Origin of the sequence: Streptomyces nojiriensis, assembly GCF_017639205.1 — a bacterium.
GTDB classification, from domain to species: Bacteria; Actinomycetota; Actinomycetes; order Streptomycetales; family Streptomycetaceae; genus Streptomyces; species Streptomyces nojiriensis.
In genome coordinates this window covers 5581605-5597074 of the sequence record NZ_CP071139.1, presented here as the reverse complement: position 1 = coordinate 5597074, position 15470 = coordinate 5581605, and the positions used below count along the sequence as shown (strand labels likewise).

Here is a 15470-nt window from a genome sequence, read left to right as displayed (position 1 = left end):
GTTTACAAATCCCGACAACTCGGGACGCATACGCGTATGCCTGCCGAGGAATCCGGGCCGCCCGCAGCGGCCGGGGAGCTGAGCCCCGCCGCCCGGCGCCTGTACGCGTACGCCGTCGAGCGGCACGGCTTTGACCTGTGCGAGGCCACCGGGGCCCTGGGCGTGCGCGCGGCCGCCGCGATCACCGAGCTGGCCGCCGCGCACCTGCTCCAGCGGGTGCCGGGCGACGGACCGGACCGCTGGAGCGCGGTGGCCCCCCGGGCCGCGGCGGCCCGGGCCCTGGCCCCGCTGGCCCTGCTCGTACGGGAGACCCACGACGAGATGGACCGGCTGCGCGGGCGGCTGGAGGCGCTGGTACCCGCGTACGAGGCGGGGGCCGCGCAGCGGGACCTCGGCGGATCGGGCCGGCTGGAACTGGTCACGGACCTCGGTGCGGTACGGGGGCTGATCGCGGAGCTCGTCGCGGCGTGCGAGCGGGAGCTGCTGACCTCGCAGCCGGGCGGGGGCCGCCCGGTGGAGACCCTGGAGGAGTCGATCGGGCGGGACGAGTCGCTGCTGGCGCGCGGGGTCCGGATGCGCACGATCTACCAGCACACGGCCCGCTACTCACGGCCCACGGCGGCGTACGTCGAGCGGGTGACGGCGCTGGGCGCCCAGGTGCGGACCCTGGGCGACGGGCTGATGCGGATGCTGATCTTCGACGAACACACGGGCGTGATGGCGGTGCCGGACCGCAACGGGGCGGCGCTGGTGGTGCGGGAGCCGAGCGTCGTGCACTTCATGACGGCGGCCTTCGAACGCTCCTGGGTGGGCGCGGAGCCCTTCCCCACGTCGGTGAGCCCGGAGGCGGCCCGGTCGATCTCGGACGAACTGCGGCAGACGATCGTCCGGCTGCTGTCGGAGGGGCTGGAGGACAAGGTGATCGCGCGCCGGCTGGGCATGTCGGAGCGGACCTGCCAGCGCCACATCGCCGAGATCATGCGCGCGGTGGGCGCCAAATCCCGCTTCCAGGCGGGCTACTTGCTCGCCCCGACCCCGACCCGACCGCCGACCCCTTGACCACCGGGCCACCAGGCCCCGCAGGGGCACATCCAGCCCGCCCGGGCACATCCCAGCCTCGCCCCGGCACATCCCAGCCTCGCCCGGGCTCATCCCAGCCCCGCCCCGGCACATCCCAGCCCTGCCCGGGCACATCCCAGCCCCGCCCCGGCACATCCCAGCCCTGCCCGGGCACATCCCAGCCCCGCCCCGGCACATCCAGCCCTGCCCGGGCACATCCCAGCCCCGCCCCGGCACATCCAGCCCTGCCGGGCACATCCCAGCCCCGCCGGCGTTTGAGGAGGGGGCACCTCCCAGCGGTAGCTGGGGGAGGGTCCGGGCGGAGCCCGGTGCCCGGCGGAGCCGGGTTTCCCGGGGCTCCGCCCCAGACCCCGCGCCTCAAACGCCGGCGAGGCTGGATTGGCCGGGCAAGGCCCAATGCACCCGGGCGGGGCGGAATTGGCCCGGCCAAAGGGAATCGGCCGGCCGCGTGGCGGCCCGGTCCGGGCAGGGCAGGGCCCGGCGGCTAGGGCAGGGGTTCCAGTTCGGGGATCAGGCGGCCGCGGCGGGAGAGGAGGAAGCGCTTGAACTCCGCCACCGGCGGGGTGTCGGGGTGGCCGTCCAGCCAGGCGACGCCGATCTCGCGGACGGCGCGCGGGGCGGTGACCGTCAGCTCGACCACCCCGGGGCGGGCCACGGCCGGGGGCGGCAGGAGGGCCACGCCGAGGCCGGCGGCGACGAGGCCGCGCAGGGTCTCGGCCTCCTCGCCCTCGAAGGCGACCTTCGGGGTGAACCCGGCCTCCGCGCACAGGTCGTCGGTGATGCGGCGCATGCCGTAACCGGGCTCCAGGGTGACGAAGGTTTCCTCGGCGGCCTCGGCGAGGCGGATGCGCTTGCGCGTCGCGAGCCGGTGGTCGTCCGGGACCACCAGCCGCAGCCGCTGTTCGTCGAGGCGCCGGGCGACCAGGTCGGGCGCGTCCGGCAGCGGGGAGGTCAGGCACAGGTCGAGTTCGCCGGCCCGGAGCTTCTCCAGCATGGCCTCGCCGTAGTTCTGGACGAGGGAGAAGCGGATGCGCGGGTGGTCGGCGCGGAAGGCGCGGATGAGGCCGGGCACGGTCTCGGACCCGAGGGTGTGCAGGAAGCCGAAGGCCACCTTGCCGGCCGCCGGATCGGCGTCCTGCTGTACGGATTCGGCGGCGCGGTCGATCTCCGTGAGGGCCTGCTCGGCCGAGGCCAGGAAGGTGCGGCCGGCCGTGGTGAGCGCGACCGTACGGCCCTTGCGGGCGAACAGCGTGACGCCGAGGTCCTGTTCGAGCCGGACCATGGCCCGGGACAGGGTGGACTGCGGGACGCCCAGCTCGTGGGCGGCCCGCGTGACGTGCTCGTGGCGGGCGACGGCGACGAAATAGGCCAGCCGCGGCGCGAGCAAGGTTGTCACGGCCATGTCTTCTACGTAACGGTTCATCGACATCCACGCCTCTGAGCTCGGTTGATGCATCAGCGGATCGATTATCGCGATTCTGTGCATTGGACGCATGAAAATGACAGGCCTACCGTCGAAGCATGCCTCCCGTTCATACCGGGGCACCCGTCATCCCGGGTGCCTCCACCCCGTCGTCCCCCGCACCGCAGCCCCTCTCCCCCGGCCGCCCCGGCTACCGCCGGATGAGCCTCGCGCTCTTCGCCGCCGGACTCGCGACGTTCGCCCTCCTCTACTCCACCCAGGCGCTGTTGCCCGCGATCTCCGCCGGCTTCGGGGTGACGGCGGGCCAGGCCAGCTGGACGGTGTCCGCGGCCACCGGCGCGCTCGCGCTGTTCGTCCTCCCGCTGAGCGCATTGTCCGAGCGGTTCGGCCGCACCCGGATGATGACGTACTCGATGGTGATCGCCGTCGGCGTCGGCCTGTTGGTGCCGTTCGCGCCGAACGTGGAGTGGCTGGTGGTGCTGCGCGCCGTCCAGGGCGCGGCGATCGCCGGGATCCCGGCCTCCGCGATGGCCTACCTGGCGGAGGAGGTCAAGCCGAAGGCCCTGGTGGCCGCGATCGGCCTGTTCGTGGCGGGGAACTCCATCGGCGGGATGAGCGGCCGTCTCGTCACCGGCTGGGCCGCGCAGCTGTGGGGCTGGCGGGCGGGCCTGCTGGCCGTCGCCCTGATGGCGCTGGCGTGCGCCGTGGCCTTCCTGGTGCTGCTGCCCCGGGCGCGGTTCTTCCGCCCGGCGTCGCTGAACCCGCGCGCGGTGGGCCGTACCGTCGCCGGCCATCTGCGCGATCCGCTGCTGCTGCGCCTGTACGGGATCGGCGCGCTGTTCATGACGGTCTTCGGCGCGGTCTACACCGTGATCGGCTACCGCCTGGTGGACGAGCCGTTCTCGCTCGGGCAGGGCGTGGTCGGGTCGATCTTCCTGATCTACCTGGTCGGTACGGTCTCCTCGGCCGCCGCCGGCAAGCTGGTGGCCCGCACCGGGCGGCGCGGCGCGCTGTACCTGGCCGTGACGACCACGGCGCTCGGCCTGCTGCTGTCGCTGTCCGACTCCCTGGCGGCGATCATGCTCGGGCTGGTCCTGATCACCGCGGGCTTCTTCGCGGGGCACGCGGTGGCCTCGGCCGCGGTGAGCCGGACGGCGAAGACGGGCCGGGCGCAGGCCTCCGCGCTCTACCAGTCGGCGTACTACCTCGGCTCCAGCGCGGGCGGCACCCTGGGCGCCCTGGCCTACCACGGGGCCGGCTGGGCGGCCACGGTCGGCATCGCGCTGCTGGCGGTGCTCGGCGTCGTGTCGATCACCCTGTACGGGTCGCACGCGGCGCGCGCCGAGCGGCGGATGCCGGCGTCGGCCATGGGCGCGCGCTGAGGGAAACTACGCTCCCGCCGCAGGCAACCCCTGCTTGTTTTCCGGGCATTCAACACGGAGGACATGCTGTGCGAGCAGGGGAGGACCGGATGGGTACGAGGTTCGGGGCGCGGGCGGCGGTGCTGGGCGTGGCGGTCGCGCTGGCGCTGCCGGTGGTGGTCGCGGGGGGCGGGGCGGCGCAGGCCGCCGCCTCCTGCAACCTCACCACCGGGCCGTACCAGCGGCAGGTCGAGCAGTTCCTCGGCCGGCCGGTGGACGGGAAGCAGTCGGCGGCCGACTGCACGGCGATCCGCTCCTTCCAGGCGACCCACGGGATCACCCCGACCCAGGGCTACGCCGGGCCGCTGACCTGGCAGACGATGAGCACGATGCTGGCCCAGCGGGCGGCCGGCACCACCCCGAACAGGGCGGGTGACTGCCCGGTGGACCGGGGGCGGATCGCCTGCGTGGACCTGACGCGGCAGCTCAGCTGGATCCAGGACGGCGCCACCCTGACGTACGGGCCCGTCCCGGTCCGCACCGGCAAGGACGGCACGGAGACGCGCACCGGGCTGAAGAAGATCTACTACCGGAACATCGACCACTGGTCGACGCTCTACAACGTCTCGATGCCGTACGCGCAGTTCTTCGACGGCGGCATCGCCTTCCACTCGACCACCAAGAGCATGTGGAACCCGCCCGGTTCGGGTGGCTGCGTGAACATGCGCTCCGCCGACGCCAAGGCGTACTGGAACCTGCTGGGGCAGGGCGAGGACGTCTACGTGTACGGGCGCAAGCCCGGCACCTAGGCCGTCTCTTTCGGATCCTGCCGGGCCCGGGTCGTCCGACAAGATCCGGAAGAGACGGTCTAGGCCCGCGCGGGCTCGGGCGCGGGCGCGGCACCCAGGTGGGCCAACCGCCGCAGGGCGGCCCGGCGTTGGACGAGGGACAGGCCCGCCACCCCGGCCCCGAGGGCCAGCCAGCCGGCCGGGCCGGCCGCCATCACCGCGCCGGTGAGCAGCAGCGGGCCCGCGGACTTCTGGACGGACTGGGCCATGCCGGCCACCCCGAGGTAGGAGGCGCGCGCCTCCCGGGGTGCGAGCGAGACCGCCAGCTCCCAGGAGCTCACCGAGCGCATCAGCTCCGCCGCGGTGGCCAGCACGGCCGCGGCGAGCAGGGCGGCCGAGGCGGCCCGGGCCCCGCCCGCGGGGGCGGCGGCCAGGACGGCGCAGCAGGCGAGGGTCGTCAGGCCGTACAGGGCGACCGCGCCCGCCGCCTGGCGCGCGTCGCGTACCCGCGCCGACACCCGTAGCTGCAGGGCGACGACGAGCACGGTGTTGATGACCAGGAAGGCCGGGATCAGGGCGTGCGGGGCCGCGGTGTGGCCGACGAGCCACAGCGGCACGCCGACACCGAGGATCGAGTCGTCCAGGTTCATCGGGATGTCCAGCAGGACGAACCGCAGGTAGCCGCGGTCCCGCCAGGGGCCGGCCCCGGCCCCGGCCACCGGGGCGTCGTCCTGCCCTCCGGGCCGTGCGACCACGAGCCCGTGGCCGTTCGGCTCCCGGGTGCGCCACACCAGGGCCGCGGCCACCAGGAACGACAGGGCGTTGGCCAGGATCAGCACCTGGTAGGCGCCGCGGGTGCCGACGGCGAGTCCGATGGCGGCGAGGCCCGCGCCGAGGGCGTATCCGGCGTTCGCCGAACTGCGCGACAGCGCCTGGTAGGTGGAGCGCCGCTCGCCCGCGACCCGGGTGGCGAACAGCATCTCCAGCGTCTTGGCCGCCCGGTCTCCCAGGTGGGTGACGGCGAACAGGAGCAGCAGCGGGCCGAAGTCGGTGACCACCAGCAGCACGCAGAGGGCCCCGAGGCGGACGAGGTGGCAGCCGATCAGCAGGGTGCGCACCTGGAAGCGGTCGGCGAGGTGGCCCGCGAGCGGCGATCCGGCGATGCCCGCCACCCCGGCCGCGCCCAGCAGCAGGCCCAGCCGACCGGCGTCGAGGCCGACGACGAAGGTGAAGTAGAGGACGGAGGACGCGGCCCACACGCCGGTACCCGCGCGGTCCAGCGCCTGGGTGAGCAGCATGATCCGCGCGTCACGGCCGCCGGGCGGCCGGCGCAGTTGCGCCAGCAGACCACCGTCCCCCTGCCGTGCCTTCCGGATCCCCTTGCCGCGCCGCATCCCAGTCCCCCGTATCGACCGCGTCCACCGTCCAGGTATCTCGACGTCGAGATACATGAAGGAAGCCTGCCGCAGATTAATCTTGACGTCAAGAAACTTGATGACGACATACATGGGCTCTCCGGCCCTTCCGGCTGCCGTTGTCACACCCCTCCGGTAGGTTCCGAAGGAGCGGAACGACCAGGGGGATGAACGGACATGAGCGACCTCGCCACCGATGTGGACCTCGACACCGCGATGGACCGGTACCGGGTCGAGCTCACCGGCTACTGCTACCGGATGCTCGGCTCGTCCTTCGACGCCGAGGACGCGGTGCAGGACACGTACATCCGCGCCTGGCGCAGCTACGAGAAGTTTGAGGGCCGCTCCTCGCTGCGGTCGTGGCTGTACCGGATCGCCACCAACGTCTGCCTGGACCTGCTGAACGCCGGGAACAAGCGGGCCCGCCCGATGGACCTGACCGCCCCGCAGCACCAGGCCTCCGCCGTGCTGAACGAGCGCCCCGAGGTGACCTGGCTGGAGCCGGTTCCGGACGCCCGGGTGCTGCCGCAGACGGCCGACCCCGCCGAGATGGCGCTGGCGAAGGAGTCCGTACGCCTGGCCTTCGTCGCGGCGCTCCAGCACCTGCCGGCGAAGCAGCGGGCGGTGCTCATCCTGCGCGAGGTGCTGGCCTGGAAGGCCGACGAGGTGGCCCGGCTCCTGGAGACCACGACGGCCTCGGTGAACAGCGCCCTCCAGCGGGCACGGGCCACCCTGGCCGGGCAGTCGCTGCGCGACAGCGACCCGGCGGATCCGCTCGACGCGGACCAGGCCAAGCTGCTGGAGCGGTACCTCTCCGCCTTCGAGGCCTACGACATCTCGCGGCTCACCACCCTCCTCCACGAGGACGCGGTGCTCTCGATGCCGCCGTTCGACCTGTGGCTCCAGGGCCACGAGGACATCGCGGCCTGGCACCTGAACCAGGGCATCGGCTGCAAGGGCTCCCGGCTCGTCCCGACGACGGCGAACGGCCTGCCCGCCTTCGGCCAGTACCGTCCGCGCGAGGACGGGCGGCCGGGCCACACCCCGTGGGCGCTCCAGGTGCTGGAGATCTCAGACGGCAAGATCGTCGGGCTCAACGCCTTCCTGGACACCGCGCGGTGGTTCCCGCTGTTCGGCCTCCCCGAGCAGCTCGACGAGGCCCACGAGGTCCAGTAGGGCGCGTAGGGCCGGGTCGGCGCCGGTCACGGTGAAACCCCCGTGCCCGCGGGCGGTCAGCCGCAGCCGGGCCAGCGCCTCGACGGCGGCCAGGTCCGGCGCGGTGACGGCCCCGGCATCGCACTCCACGGCCGTCGCCCCGCCTTCGTACAGCCGGACCAGCCGTGCGCACAGGCGCGCGCCGTCCGTGGCGGTCGGAGTGGGTCCGGGCACCACGAGTCGTCTCATCGTCACGAGAGGGTGACTCCCCGGGCCGCCGGAACTCATCGGCGCCGGGCCGGCCTCAGGGCGTCGGGAAGGCGGACGTGTCCAGCTTCAGGTCGAAGGGCGCGGGGAGGTGGAAGGTCTCGCCGAACTTGCCTGCCTGAAGAATCCGGTAGTGCCCGTTCTTCGGCTCGCCATACAGCGTGATGGTCGGGCCGCCGGACGCGAAGGCGTCGATGAGCAGATACAGCGGGATGACGGCGGTCGCGTAGCCCGCCAGCTTGGCGACGCGGTCGTTGACGGCGTTGGACTTCGAGGTGATCTCCACCACCAGTTCCGCAACGGCGGCCGGGACGTAGTTGCCTTCCTCCAGGGCAGCCTCGTCGGGTACGACCACCAGGTCCGGGATGTAGAGGCCCACGCGGGACGGGACCGCCACATTGAGCGTCTGGTACACCTCACAGGCTTCGGGGAGAACTGGCAACAGGGCCCGTTGGACCTTGACCGCGATGTAGTTGTGGTGGTTGACGGGCGGTGGTGCCAAGGTGATGATCCCCTCGATGATCTCCACCTTGCAGCCCTCCGGCGCGTCCGTCTCCTCCCAGAGACGGACGAGCTCGTCCCAGTCGTCGCCGCTTGCGGGCTCCTGCTGGACGGTGAGTGCGCTCATGGCGTGCTCCTCAAGCTGTTGGCACCGATCCCAGCATGCCGAACGGGACCGGCGGGGGTCCACCGGTCCCGTTCACCCGAAAGGGAAGCCGCAGGTCAGGCGATGCGGTCCAGGACGATCGGCGTGGCGGAGAAGGCCGTGCCCGCCGGAGCGATGTCGTACGTGCCCGCCAGGGAGGCGAGGGCGTAGTCGAACTTCTCCGGGGTGTCCGTGTGCAGGGTCATCAGCGGCTGGCCCGCCGTGACCGTGTCGCCCGGCTTCGCGTGGAGCTCGACGCCCGCGCCCGCCTGCACCGGGTCCTCCTTGCGCGCGCGGCCGGCGCCCAGGCGCCAGGCGGCGACGCCGACCCCGTACGCGTCCAGGCGGGTCAGGACGCCCGACTCGGGGGCGGTGACCACGTGCTGCTCGCGGGCCACCGGGAGGGTCGCGTCCGGGTCGCCGCCCTGGGCCGCGATCATCCGGCGCCAGTGGTCCATCGCGGAGCCGTCGGCCAGGGCCTTCGCCGGGTCGGCATCCTTGATGCCCGCCGCGTCCAGCATCTCCTTGGCCAGCGCGATGGTCAGCTCGACCACGTCGGCGGGGCCGCCGCCGGCCAGGACCTCGACGGACTCGCGGACCTCCAGCGCGTTTCCGGCGGTCAGGCCCAGCGGGGTGGACATGTCCGTCAGGAGCGCGACGGTCTTGACGCCCGAGTCGGTGCCGAGGCCGACCATGGTGCGCGCCAGCTCACGGGCGTCCTCGATGTTCTTCATGAAGGCGCCGGTGCCGACCTTGACGTCCAGGACGAGCGAGCCGGTGCCCTCGGCGATCTTCTTCGACATGATCGAGGAGGCGATCAGCGGGATGGCCTCGACCGTGCCGGTGACGTCGCGCAGCGCGTAGAGCTTCTTGTCCGCCGGGGCCAGGCCGTCGCCGGCCGCGCAGATGACCGCGCCGGTGGTGTCCAGGACGTGCAGCATCTCCTCGTTGGAGAGCAGCGCGCGCCAGCCGGGGATGGACTCCAGCTTGTCGAGGGTGCCGCCGGTGTGGCCGAGGCCGCGGCCCGAGAGCTGGGGCACGGCCGCGCCGCACGCGGCGACCAGCGGGGCGAGCGGGAGGGTGATCTTGTCGCCGACGCCGCCCGTGGAGTGCTTGTCGGCGGTCGGGCGGGAGAGGGAGTCGAAGTTCATGCGCTCACCGGAGGCGATCATCGCCGCGGTCCAGCGGGCGATCTCGGTCCGGTTCATGCCGTTGAGCAGGATGGCCATCGCCAGCGCCGACATCTGCTCGTCGGCCACGACACCGCGGGTGTACGCGTCGATGACCCAGTCGATCTGCTCGGGGCTCAGCTCACCGCGGTCCCGCTTGGTCCGGATGACGGAGATGACGTCCATGAGGTGCTTCCTTCTACGCGCATAGAGAGAGGGAGATGAGGGGTTCGGGAACGGAAGTGCGACGGCCCTCCGCCCCGGCAGGGGCGAAGGGCCGTCGGCACGGCTATCTCAGGTGGTCGGGCCCGAAGGCCTGCGGCAGCATCGCCGCCAGCGGGAGGATCCCGTCCGGGGTCTCCACCAGCAGCTCGTCGCCGCCGAATTCGTAGAGCAGCTGGCGGCAGCGGCCGCACGGGACGAGGATCTCGCCCTTGCCGTCCACGCACGTGAAGTGCGTGAGGCGGCCGCCGCCGGTCGCCTGGAGGGAGGAGACGAGTCCGCACTCGGCGCACAGGCCCAGCCCGTAGCTGGCGTTCTCGACGTTGCAGCCGGTCACGACGCGGCCGTCGTCGACCAGGGCGGCGACCCCGACCGGGAAGCCCGAGTACGGGGCGTACGCCCGGGTCATCGCTTCCCGGGCGGACGTCCGCAGGGCTTCCCAGTCCACCGACACGCCGGGGGTCACTTGCCCTGACCCTTGCGGTACGGCATGCCGTCCGCCTTGGGCATCCGCAGGCGCTGCGCCGACAGGGCGAGCACGAGCAGCGTGGTCAGGTACGGAGCGGCGTCCACGAACTGGCTCGGCACCGAGTCCGTCGTCGCGTACCAGAGGAACAGCAGCGCGGCGAAGACGGCCGCGACGCCGGCCTGGATGTACTTCTTCTTGTACAGCTGCCAGACGCAGACGAGCACCAGCAGGATCGCGATCAGCAGCAGCATCGCGTGGACGTTCTCGGCGCCACCGCGCAGCTTGAGGCTGTCGATGAAGCCGAACAGGCCGGCGCCGAGCGCCATGCCGCCCGGCATCCAGTTACCGAAGATCATCGCGGCGAGACCGATGTAGCCGCGGCCGCCGGTCTGGCCCTCCTGGTAGATGGGGCTCGCGACCTCGGACAGGTACACGCCGCCGAGGCCCGCGAGGGCGCCCGAGACGATCACGGCGATGTACTTGTACTTGTAGACGTTGACGCCGAGGGACTCCGCGGCGATCGGGTTCTCACCGCAGGAGCGCAGGCGCAGACCGAAGGAGGTCCGCCACAGCACCCACCAGGTACCGGGGATCAGCAGCAGGGCCACGATGGTCAGCAGCGAGATCTCGGTGACCAGACCGCCGATGACGCCGGCCAGGTCCGAGATGAAGAACCAGTGCTTGGCCTGGAGGTCGGCCATCCAGTCCGACAGGCCTGGAATGGTGATCTTGGCGATCGGCTCGACCTGCGGGGACTGCTTGGAGGAGCCGCCCGGGGCCTCGGCGAACGTGAAGTTCGACAGGTACTGGGTGAAGCCCAGCGCCAGGATGTTCACGGCCACACCGGAGACGATGTGGTTGACGTTGAAGGTCACCGTGATGATCGCGTGCAGCAGGCCGCCGGCGGCGCCGCCGGCGATGCCGACGAGCACACCGGTCCACGGGCCCCACTGGTAACCGGCCCAGGCACCGAACCAGGTGCCGAGGATCATCATGCCTTCGAGGCCGATGTTGACGACGCCCGCGCGCTCGGCCCACAGACCGCCGAGACCGGCGAGGCCGATCGGCACGGCGAGGGAGAGGGCGCCGGAGACCTGGCCGACGGAGGTCAGGTCGTTGGCCCCGGAGATCAGGCGGACCACGGAGACCAGCGCGAGGGCGCCCGCGACGATCAGCAGGATCCAGGGCAGGGTGAGCTTCTTGCGGCTGCCCGTGGCGGGTGCCGCCTTCTTCGTGGAAACGGTGCTGGCGCTCACGCCGCGACCTCCTTCTCGGTCTTCATGGCGTGGCCCGCGGCCAGCTCCTCGCCGACCTTCTGCTGCTGGCGGCGGATGCCGTAGCGGCGGATGAGCTCGTAGGAGACGACCACCGCGATCACGATCAGGCCCTTCATGATCGTGCCGATCTCCTTGGCGTAGCCGGCCGTGTCGAGGCCGGCGGACGCCTTGTCGATGAAGGCCATCAGGAGGGCGGCGAAGAAGATGCCGACGGGGCTGTTACGGCCGAGCAGGGCGATGGTGATGCCGGTGAAGCCGACGCCCACGGGGAAGACGAGGGTGTACGTGTGGCTCTCACCGAGCAGCACCGGCATGCCGGACAGACCGGCGACGGCGCCGGAGATGAGCATCGCGGTGATGATCATCTTCTTGGAGTCGACACCGGAGGCCGCGGCGGCGGACTCGCTCGCGCCGCTGGCGCGCAGGTCGAAGCCGAAACGGGTGCGGTTGAGCACGAACCAGTAGACGATGCCGAGGGCGAAGGCCACGAAGGTGAAGCCGTAGATCTCGCCCGAGTCGCCGAGGGAGAGCGCCGGGAACCAGCCGGACTGGGCGATCTCGCCGGTGGTGAGGTCGTTGGACCCCTCGACCTGGACGCCGAGGTTCTTCGGCAGGAGCAGCCAGGCGATGAGGCTGGTCGCGATGGCGTTCAGCATGATCGTCGAGACGACCTCGCTGACCCCGCGCTTGGCCTTCAGGACGCCCGCGATACCGGCCCAGGCGGCACCCGTCAGCATCGCGACGACCACGATCAGCAGGATGTGCAGGGGGCCGGGCAGCACGATGGCGCCACCGACCACGGCGGAGATCATCGCGGCGAGGCGGTACTGGCCGTCCACGCCGATGTTGAAGAGGTTCATCCGGAAGCCGATGGCGACGGCCAGGGCTGCCAGGTAGTACGTGCCGGCCTGGTTGACGATGAGGACCTGGATGTCCTCGTAGCCGCCGTTCTCGACCATGATGCGCAGCGGCTCGATCGGGTTGATGCCCGTCGCCGCCAGCACGATCATGGTCAGCGCGAAGGCGGACACCAGCGCGAGCAGGGGCCCGGCGATGGCGAGCATCAGCCGGTCCTTGTCGAATGTCTTCATCGGGCCTCGTCCTCCGTCGTGTCACCGTTGGCAGCGGCGGAGTGGTTGTCGGTTGCTTCCAGGTGCCCCGAAGCGGCGCCCGTCATCGCGGTGCCGAGCTCCTCGGGGGTGACGGTCGCGGGGTCGGCGTCGGCCACCAGGCGGCCGCGGTAGATCACGCGCAGGGTGTCGGACAGGCCGATGAGCTCGTCCAGGTCGGCGGAGATCAGCAGCACGGCCAGGCCCTCGCGACGGGCCTCGCGGATCGCGTCCCAGATCTGCGCCTGCGCGCCGACGTCCACACCGCGGGTGGGGTGGGCGGCGATGAGGAACTTCGGGTTGTGGCTCATCTCGCGGCCGACGATCAGCTTCTGCTGGTTGCCGCCGGAGAGCGAGGCCGCCGTGACGTCGATGCCGGGCGTGCGGACGTCGTACTCGCGCACGATCCGCTCGGTGTCCTTGCGGGCCGCCTTCGGGTCGAGGATGCCCTTCTTGGAGTTGGGCGCCTCGGTGACGTGGCCGAGGATCCGGTTCTCCCAGAGCGGGGACTCCAGCAGCAGGCCGTGGCGGTGGCGGTCCTCGGGGATGTAGCCGATGCCGCCCTCGCGGCGCTTGCGCACCGAGGTCTTGGTGATGTCCTTGCCGTCCAGCGTGATCACGCCCGCGTCGGCGGCGGCCATGCCCATGAGGGCCTCGATCAGCTCCGTCTGGCCGTTGCCCTCGACACCGGCGATGCCGAGGATCTCGCCCTTGTGGATCGTGAGGTTGACGTCGTCCAGCAGGAGCCGGCCGGCCCCGACGTTCTCCACGGTGGCGGAGTCCGCGGCGGGCGCGGGCACCAGAACCTCCGGCTCGGCGACGACGACGTCGCTCGCCGCGAGGGTCAGGCCCGTCACCTGGAGCATCGGAACGTCGGTCACGGTCGACTCGCGGGTCTCCGGCGAGGGCAGCTCCGCACCGACCATCAGCTCGGCGAGCTGCTTGGGGGTGGCGGTCTTGGGGTCGGCGGTGCCGACCGTGGTGCCGCGCCGGATGACGGTGATGTCGTCGGCGACCTTCAGGACCTCGCCCAGCTTGTGCGAGATGAAGATGACGGTCAGGCCCTCGGACTTGAGCTCGCGCAGGTTGTCGAAGAGTGCGTCCACCTCCTGCGGCACGAGCACGGCGGTCGGCTCGTCGAGGATGAGGATCTTCGCGCCGCGGTAGAGGACCTTGAGGATCTCCACGCGCTGCCGGTCGGCGACACCGAGGTCCTCGACCAGGACGTCGGGGCGTACGCCGAGGCCGTACGCGTCCGAGATCTCCTTGATCTTCTTGCGGGCCTTGGCGCCGATGCCGTACAGCTTCTCGCCGCCGAGAACCACGTTCTCCAGGACGGTGAGGTTGTCGGCGAGCATGAAGTGCTGGTGCACCATGCCGATGCCGCGGGCGATGGCGTCGCCGGGAGTGTTGAAGGAGACCTGCTCCCCGTCGATGGCGATGGTGCCCTCGTCCGGCTTCTGCATGCCGTAGAGGATCTTCATCAGAGTCGACTTGCCGGCGCCGTTCTCACCGATCAAGGCATGGACCGTGCCCTTGCGGACGGTGATCGCGATGTCCTTGTTGGCGACGACGCCGGGGAAGCGCTTTGTGATGCCGTGCAGTTCTACGGCGTGGGGCGGGCTGGACGCGTTGATGACGCACTCTCCTTGGCGCGGAAGGAGCGGAAGGCAGGGGGGACAGGGCGGGGAGAGAAAGTATCGCGTCCACGATGCTTCTACGCGCGTAGCACTGTCGGAAGTGAAAACTTGCGGCCAGGCAGGCCGCGTGGTCACAGACTAATGATCACAGAACGTGGCACGGGGCCCGGGAGCGATAGTGACCGCTTCCCGGACCCCGGAGACCAGGACTACATGTCAGGAACGGCCTTACGGCGCGGTCTTGACGGTGATCTTCTTGGCGATGATGTCGGCCTTGGCCTTCTCGACCGCGGCGACGACGTCGGCCATCTCCTTGTACTTCGGGTTGGAGTCGGCCAGGCCGACGCCGTCCTTGTCCAGGCCGTAGCGGATCTCACCGGTGGTCGGCTTGCCGTCCTCGACCGACTTGATCAGGTTGAAGACCGAGTCCTCGACGTCCTTGGTGACCGAGGTCAGGATCGAGTCCTTGTACTTCGCCAGACCGGCCTGGTTGTACTGGTCGGAGTCGACACCGATGGCCCACTTGCCCTTGGAGGAGGCGGCCTCGATGGCGCCCGAGCCGGCGAGACCGGCAGCGGCGTAGACCACGTCGGCGCCGCCCGCGTCGAGCTGGCCCAGCGCGGCGGCCTTGCCGAGGTCGGGCTTGGCGAAACCGTCGAAGTTCGGCGGCTGCGTCAGGTACGCGGAGAGCACCTTGGCGTTCGGGTTGGTGTCCTTGACGCCCTGGGTGAAGCCCGCCTCGAACTTCTTGATCAGCGGAACCTCGACACCGCCGATGAAGCCGACCGTGCCGGTCTTGGACGCCTTGGCGGCGGCGACGCCGGCCAGGTAGGAGCCCTGCTCCTCGTTGAAGACGAGGTTGGCGATGTTCGGGCCGGTGACCGAGGTGTCGTCGATGATGCCGAACGTGGTGTTCGGGAACTTCGGCGCGACCTTCTTGATGGCCGGGGCGTAGGCGAAGCCGACGCCGATGACCGGGTTGTTGCCCTTACGGGCGAGCTCGGTGAGGCGCTGGACCTTGTCGGCCTCGCCCTCACCGTCGGTGGGCTCCGCCTCGGCGGTCTTGACCTTCAGGTCCGTTTCGGCCTTCTTCAGGCCGGCGTAGGCGGCATCGTTGAACGACTGGTCGCCGCGGCCACCGATGTCGTACGCGATGGCTGCGGACTTCTGACCCGACTCCGAGGGGGAGGACGAGGCGTCCGACGACTTCTTTCCGCCACAGGCGGTGGCCGAGAGGGCCAGCGCCGCGGACGCGATGCCCACGGTGGCGATCCTGGTGATCCGGCGCAAGGGGAGGCTCCTTCAAAACCTGACCGAAGCGCCACGACCGGCGCTGGTTTCGCGGCGATCGTAACGCGCGTAGATGTCAGTTAAAGGCCCGTTCATGAGTCGTTATCGGATCGTCGCGAACCGGACAGTGACCGATTGGTGACTCCTTACGTGCCCAGC

At 71.1% G+C, this 15470-nt stretch carries 14 protein-coding genes; 4 read left to right on the top strand and 10 right to left on the bottom strand.

Going from position 1 to position 15470, the window contains the following annotated elements; translation table 11 throughout:
* Positions 1 to 36 precede the first annotated feature (36 nt).
* Positions 37 to 1059: a helix-turn-helix transcriptional regulator gene (locus JYK04_RS26205; RefSeq protein ID WP_229874972.1), complete on the top strand. Its 1023-nt coding sequence runs from the start codon at positions 37 to 39 to the stop codon at positions 1057 to 1059.
* A gap of 505 nt (positions 1060 to 1564) precedes the next feature.
* On the opposite strand, the gene JYK04_RS26200 is transcribed toward JYK04_RS26205, so the two are convergent.
* Positions 1565 to 2539 carry a LysR family transcriptional regulator gene (locus tag JYK04_RS26200; RefSeq protein ID WP_189733734.1) on the bottom strand — a complete coding sequence of 325 codons (975 nt, stop codon included), beginning with the start codon at positions 2537 to 2539 and terminating at the stop codon, positions 1565 to 1567.
* Between the two features lie 62 nt (positions 2540 to 2601).
* Between JYK04_RS26200 and JYK04_RS26195 the strand changes: the two genes are divergently transcribed.
* Positions 2602 to 3885 carry an MFS transporter gene (locus JYK04_RS26195; protein ID WP_189733120.1) on the top strand — a complete coding sequence of 428 codons (1284 nt, stop codon included), beginning with the start codon at positions 2602 to 2604 and terminating at the stop codon, positions 3883 to 3885.
* Between the two features lie 89 nt (positions 3886 to 3974).
* Positions 3975 to 4673, top strand: a complete 699-nt coding sequence (locus tag JYK04_RS26190) for a L,D-transpeptidase family protein (protein ID WP_189733122.1) — start codon at positions 3975 to 3977, stop codon at positions 4671 to 4673.
* A 59-nt stretch (positions 4674 to 4732) separates the two neighbouring features.
* Here JYK04_RS26190 and JYK04_RS26185 read toward each other — a convergent pair whose 3' ends face one another.
* A complete protein-coding gene (locus JYK04_RS26185) occupies positions 4733 to 6046 on the bottom strand; it encodes an MFS transporter (protein WP_189733124.1) in 1314 nt (437 codons plus the stop codon).
* 198 nt (positions 6047 to 6244) lie between these two features.
* Between JYK04_RS26185 and JYK04_RS26180 the strand changes: the two genes are divergently transcribed.
* Positions 6245 to 7243 carry a sigma-70 family RNA polymerase sigma factor gene (locus JYK04_RS26180; protein ID WP_189733126.1) on the top strand — a complete coding sequence of 333 codons (999 nt, stop codon included), beginning with the start codon at positions 6245 to 6247 and terminating at the stop codon, positions 7241 to 7243.
* On the opposite strand, the gene JYK04_RS26175 is transcribed toward JYK04_RS26180, so the two are convergent.
* From JYK04_RS26175 to JYK04_RS26140, 8 genes are all read right to left on the bottom strand, one after another.
* Positions 7139 to 7471, bottom strand: a complete 333-nt coding sequence (locus JYK04_RS26175; protein WP_189733736.1) for an STAS domain-containing protein — start codon at positions 7469 to 7471, stop codon at positions 7139 to 7141. The genes JYK04_RS26180 and JYK04_RS26175 overlap by 105 nt on opposite strands.
* A gap of 55 nt (positions 7472 to 7526) precedes the next feature.
* The gene (locus JYK04_RS26170) at positions 7527 to 8117 is read right to left on the bottom strand and encodes a Uma2 family endonuclease (protein ID WP_189733128.1); all 591 of its coding nucleotides are present in this window, start codon (positions 8115 to 8117) and stop codon (positions 7527 to 7529) included.
* A 95-nt stretch (positions 8118 to 8212) separates the two neighbouring features.
* The gene (locus tag JYK04_RS26165; RefSeq protein WP_030009876.1) at positions 8213 to 9490 is read right to left on the bottom strand and encodes a thymidine phosphorylase; all 1278 of its coding nucleotides are present in this window, start codon (positions 9488 to 9490) and stop codon (positions 8213 to 8215) included.
* A gap of 103 nt (positions 9491 to 9593) precedes the next feature.
* Positions 9594 to 9992 carry a cytidine deaminase gene (locus JYK04_RS26160; protein WP_189733131.1) on the bottom strand — a complete coding sequence of 133 codons (399 nt, stop codon included), beginning with the start codon at positions 9990 to 9992 and terminating at the stop codon, positions 9594 to 9596.
* Complete coding sequence (locus tag JYK04_RS26155) at positions 9989 to 11251, bottom strand: ABC transporter permease (protein WP_189733133.1); 1263 nt, start codon at positions 11249 to 11251, stop codon at positions 9989 to 9991. Before JYK04_RS26155 ends, JYK04_RS26160 begins: the two co-directional genes overlap by 4 nt.
* Complete coding sequence (locus JYK04_RS26150; protein WP_189733135.1) at positions 11248 to 12363, bottom strand: ABC transporter permease; 1116 nt, start codon at positions 12361 to 12363, stop codon at positions 11248 to 11250. The genes JYK04_RS26155 and JYK04_RS26150 overlap by 4 nt, the downstream gene beginning before the upstream one ends.
* Complete coding sequence (locus JYK04_RS26145; protein ID WP_189733738.1) at positions 12360 to 14018, bottom strand: ABC transporter ATP-binding protein; 1659 nt, start codon at positions 14016 to 14018, stop codon at positions 12360 to 12362. The genes JYK04_RS26150 and JYK04_RS26145 overlap by 4 nt, the downstream gene beginning before the upstream one ends.
* Before the next feature lie 231 nt (positions 14019 to 14249).
* A complete protein-coding gene (locus JYK04_RS26140) occupies positions 14250 to 15311 on the bottom strand; it encodes a BMP family lipoprotein (protein ID WP_030009881.1) in 1062 nt (353 codons plus the stop codon).
* Positions 15312 to 15470 lie beyond the last annotated feature (159 nt).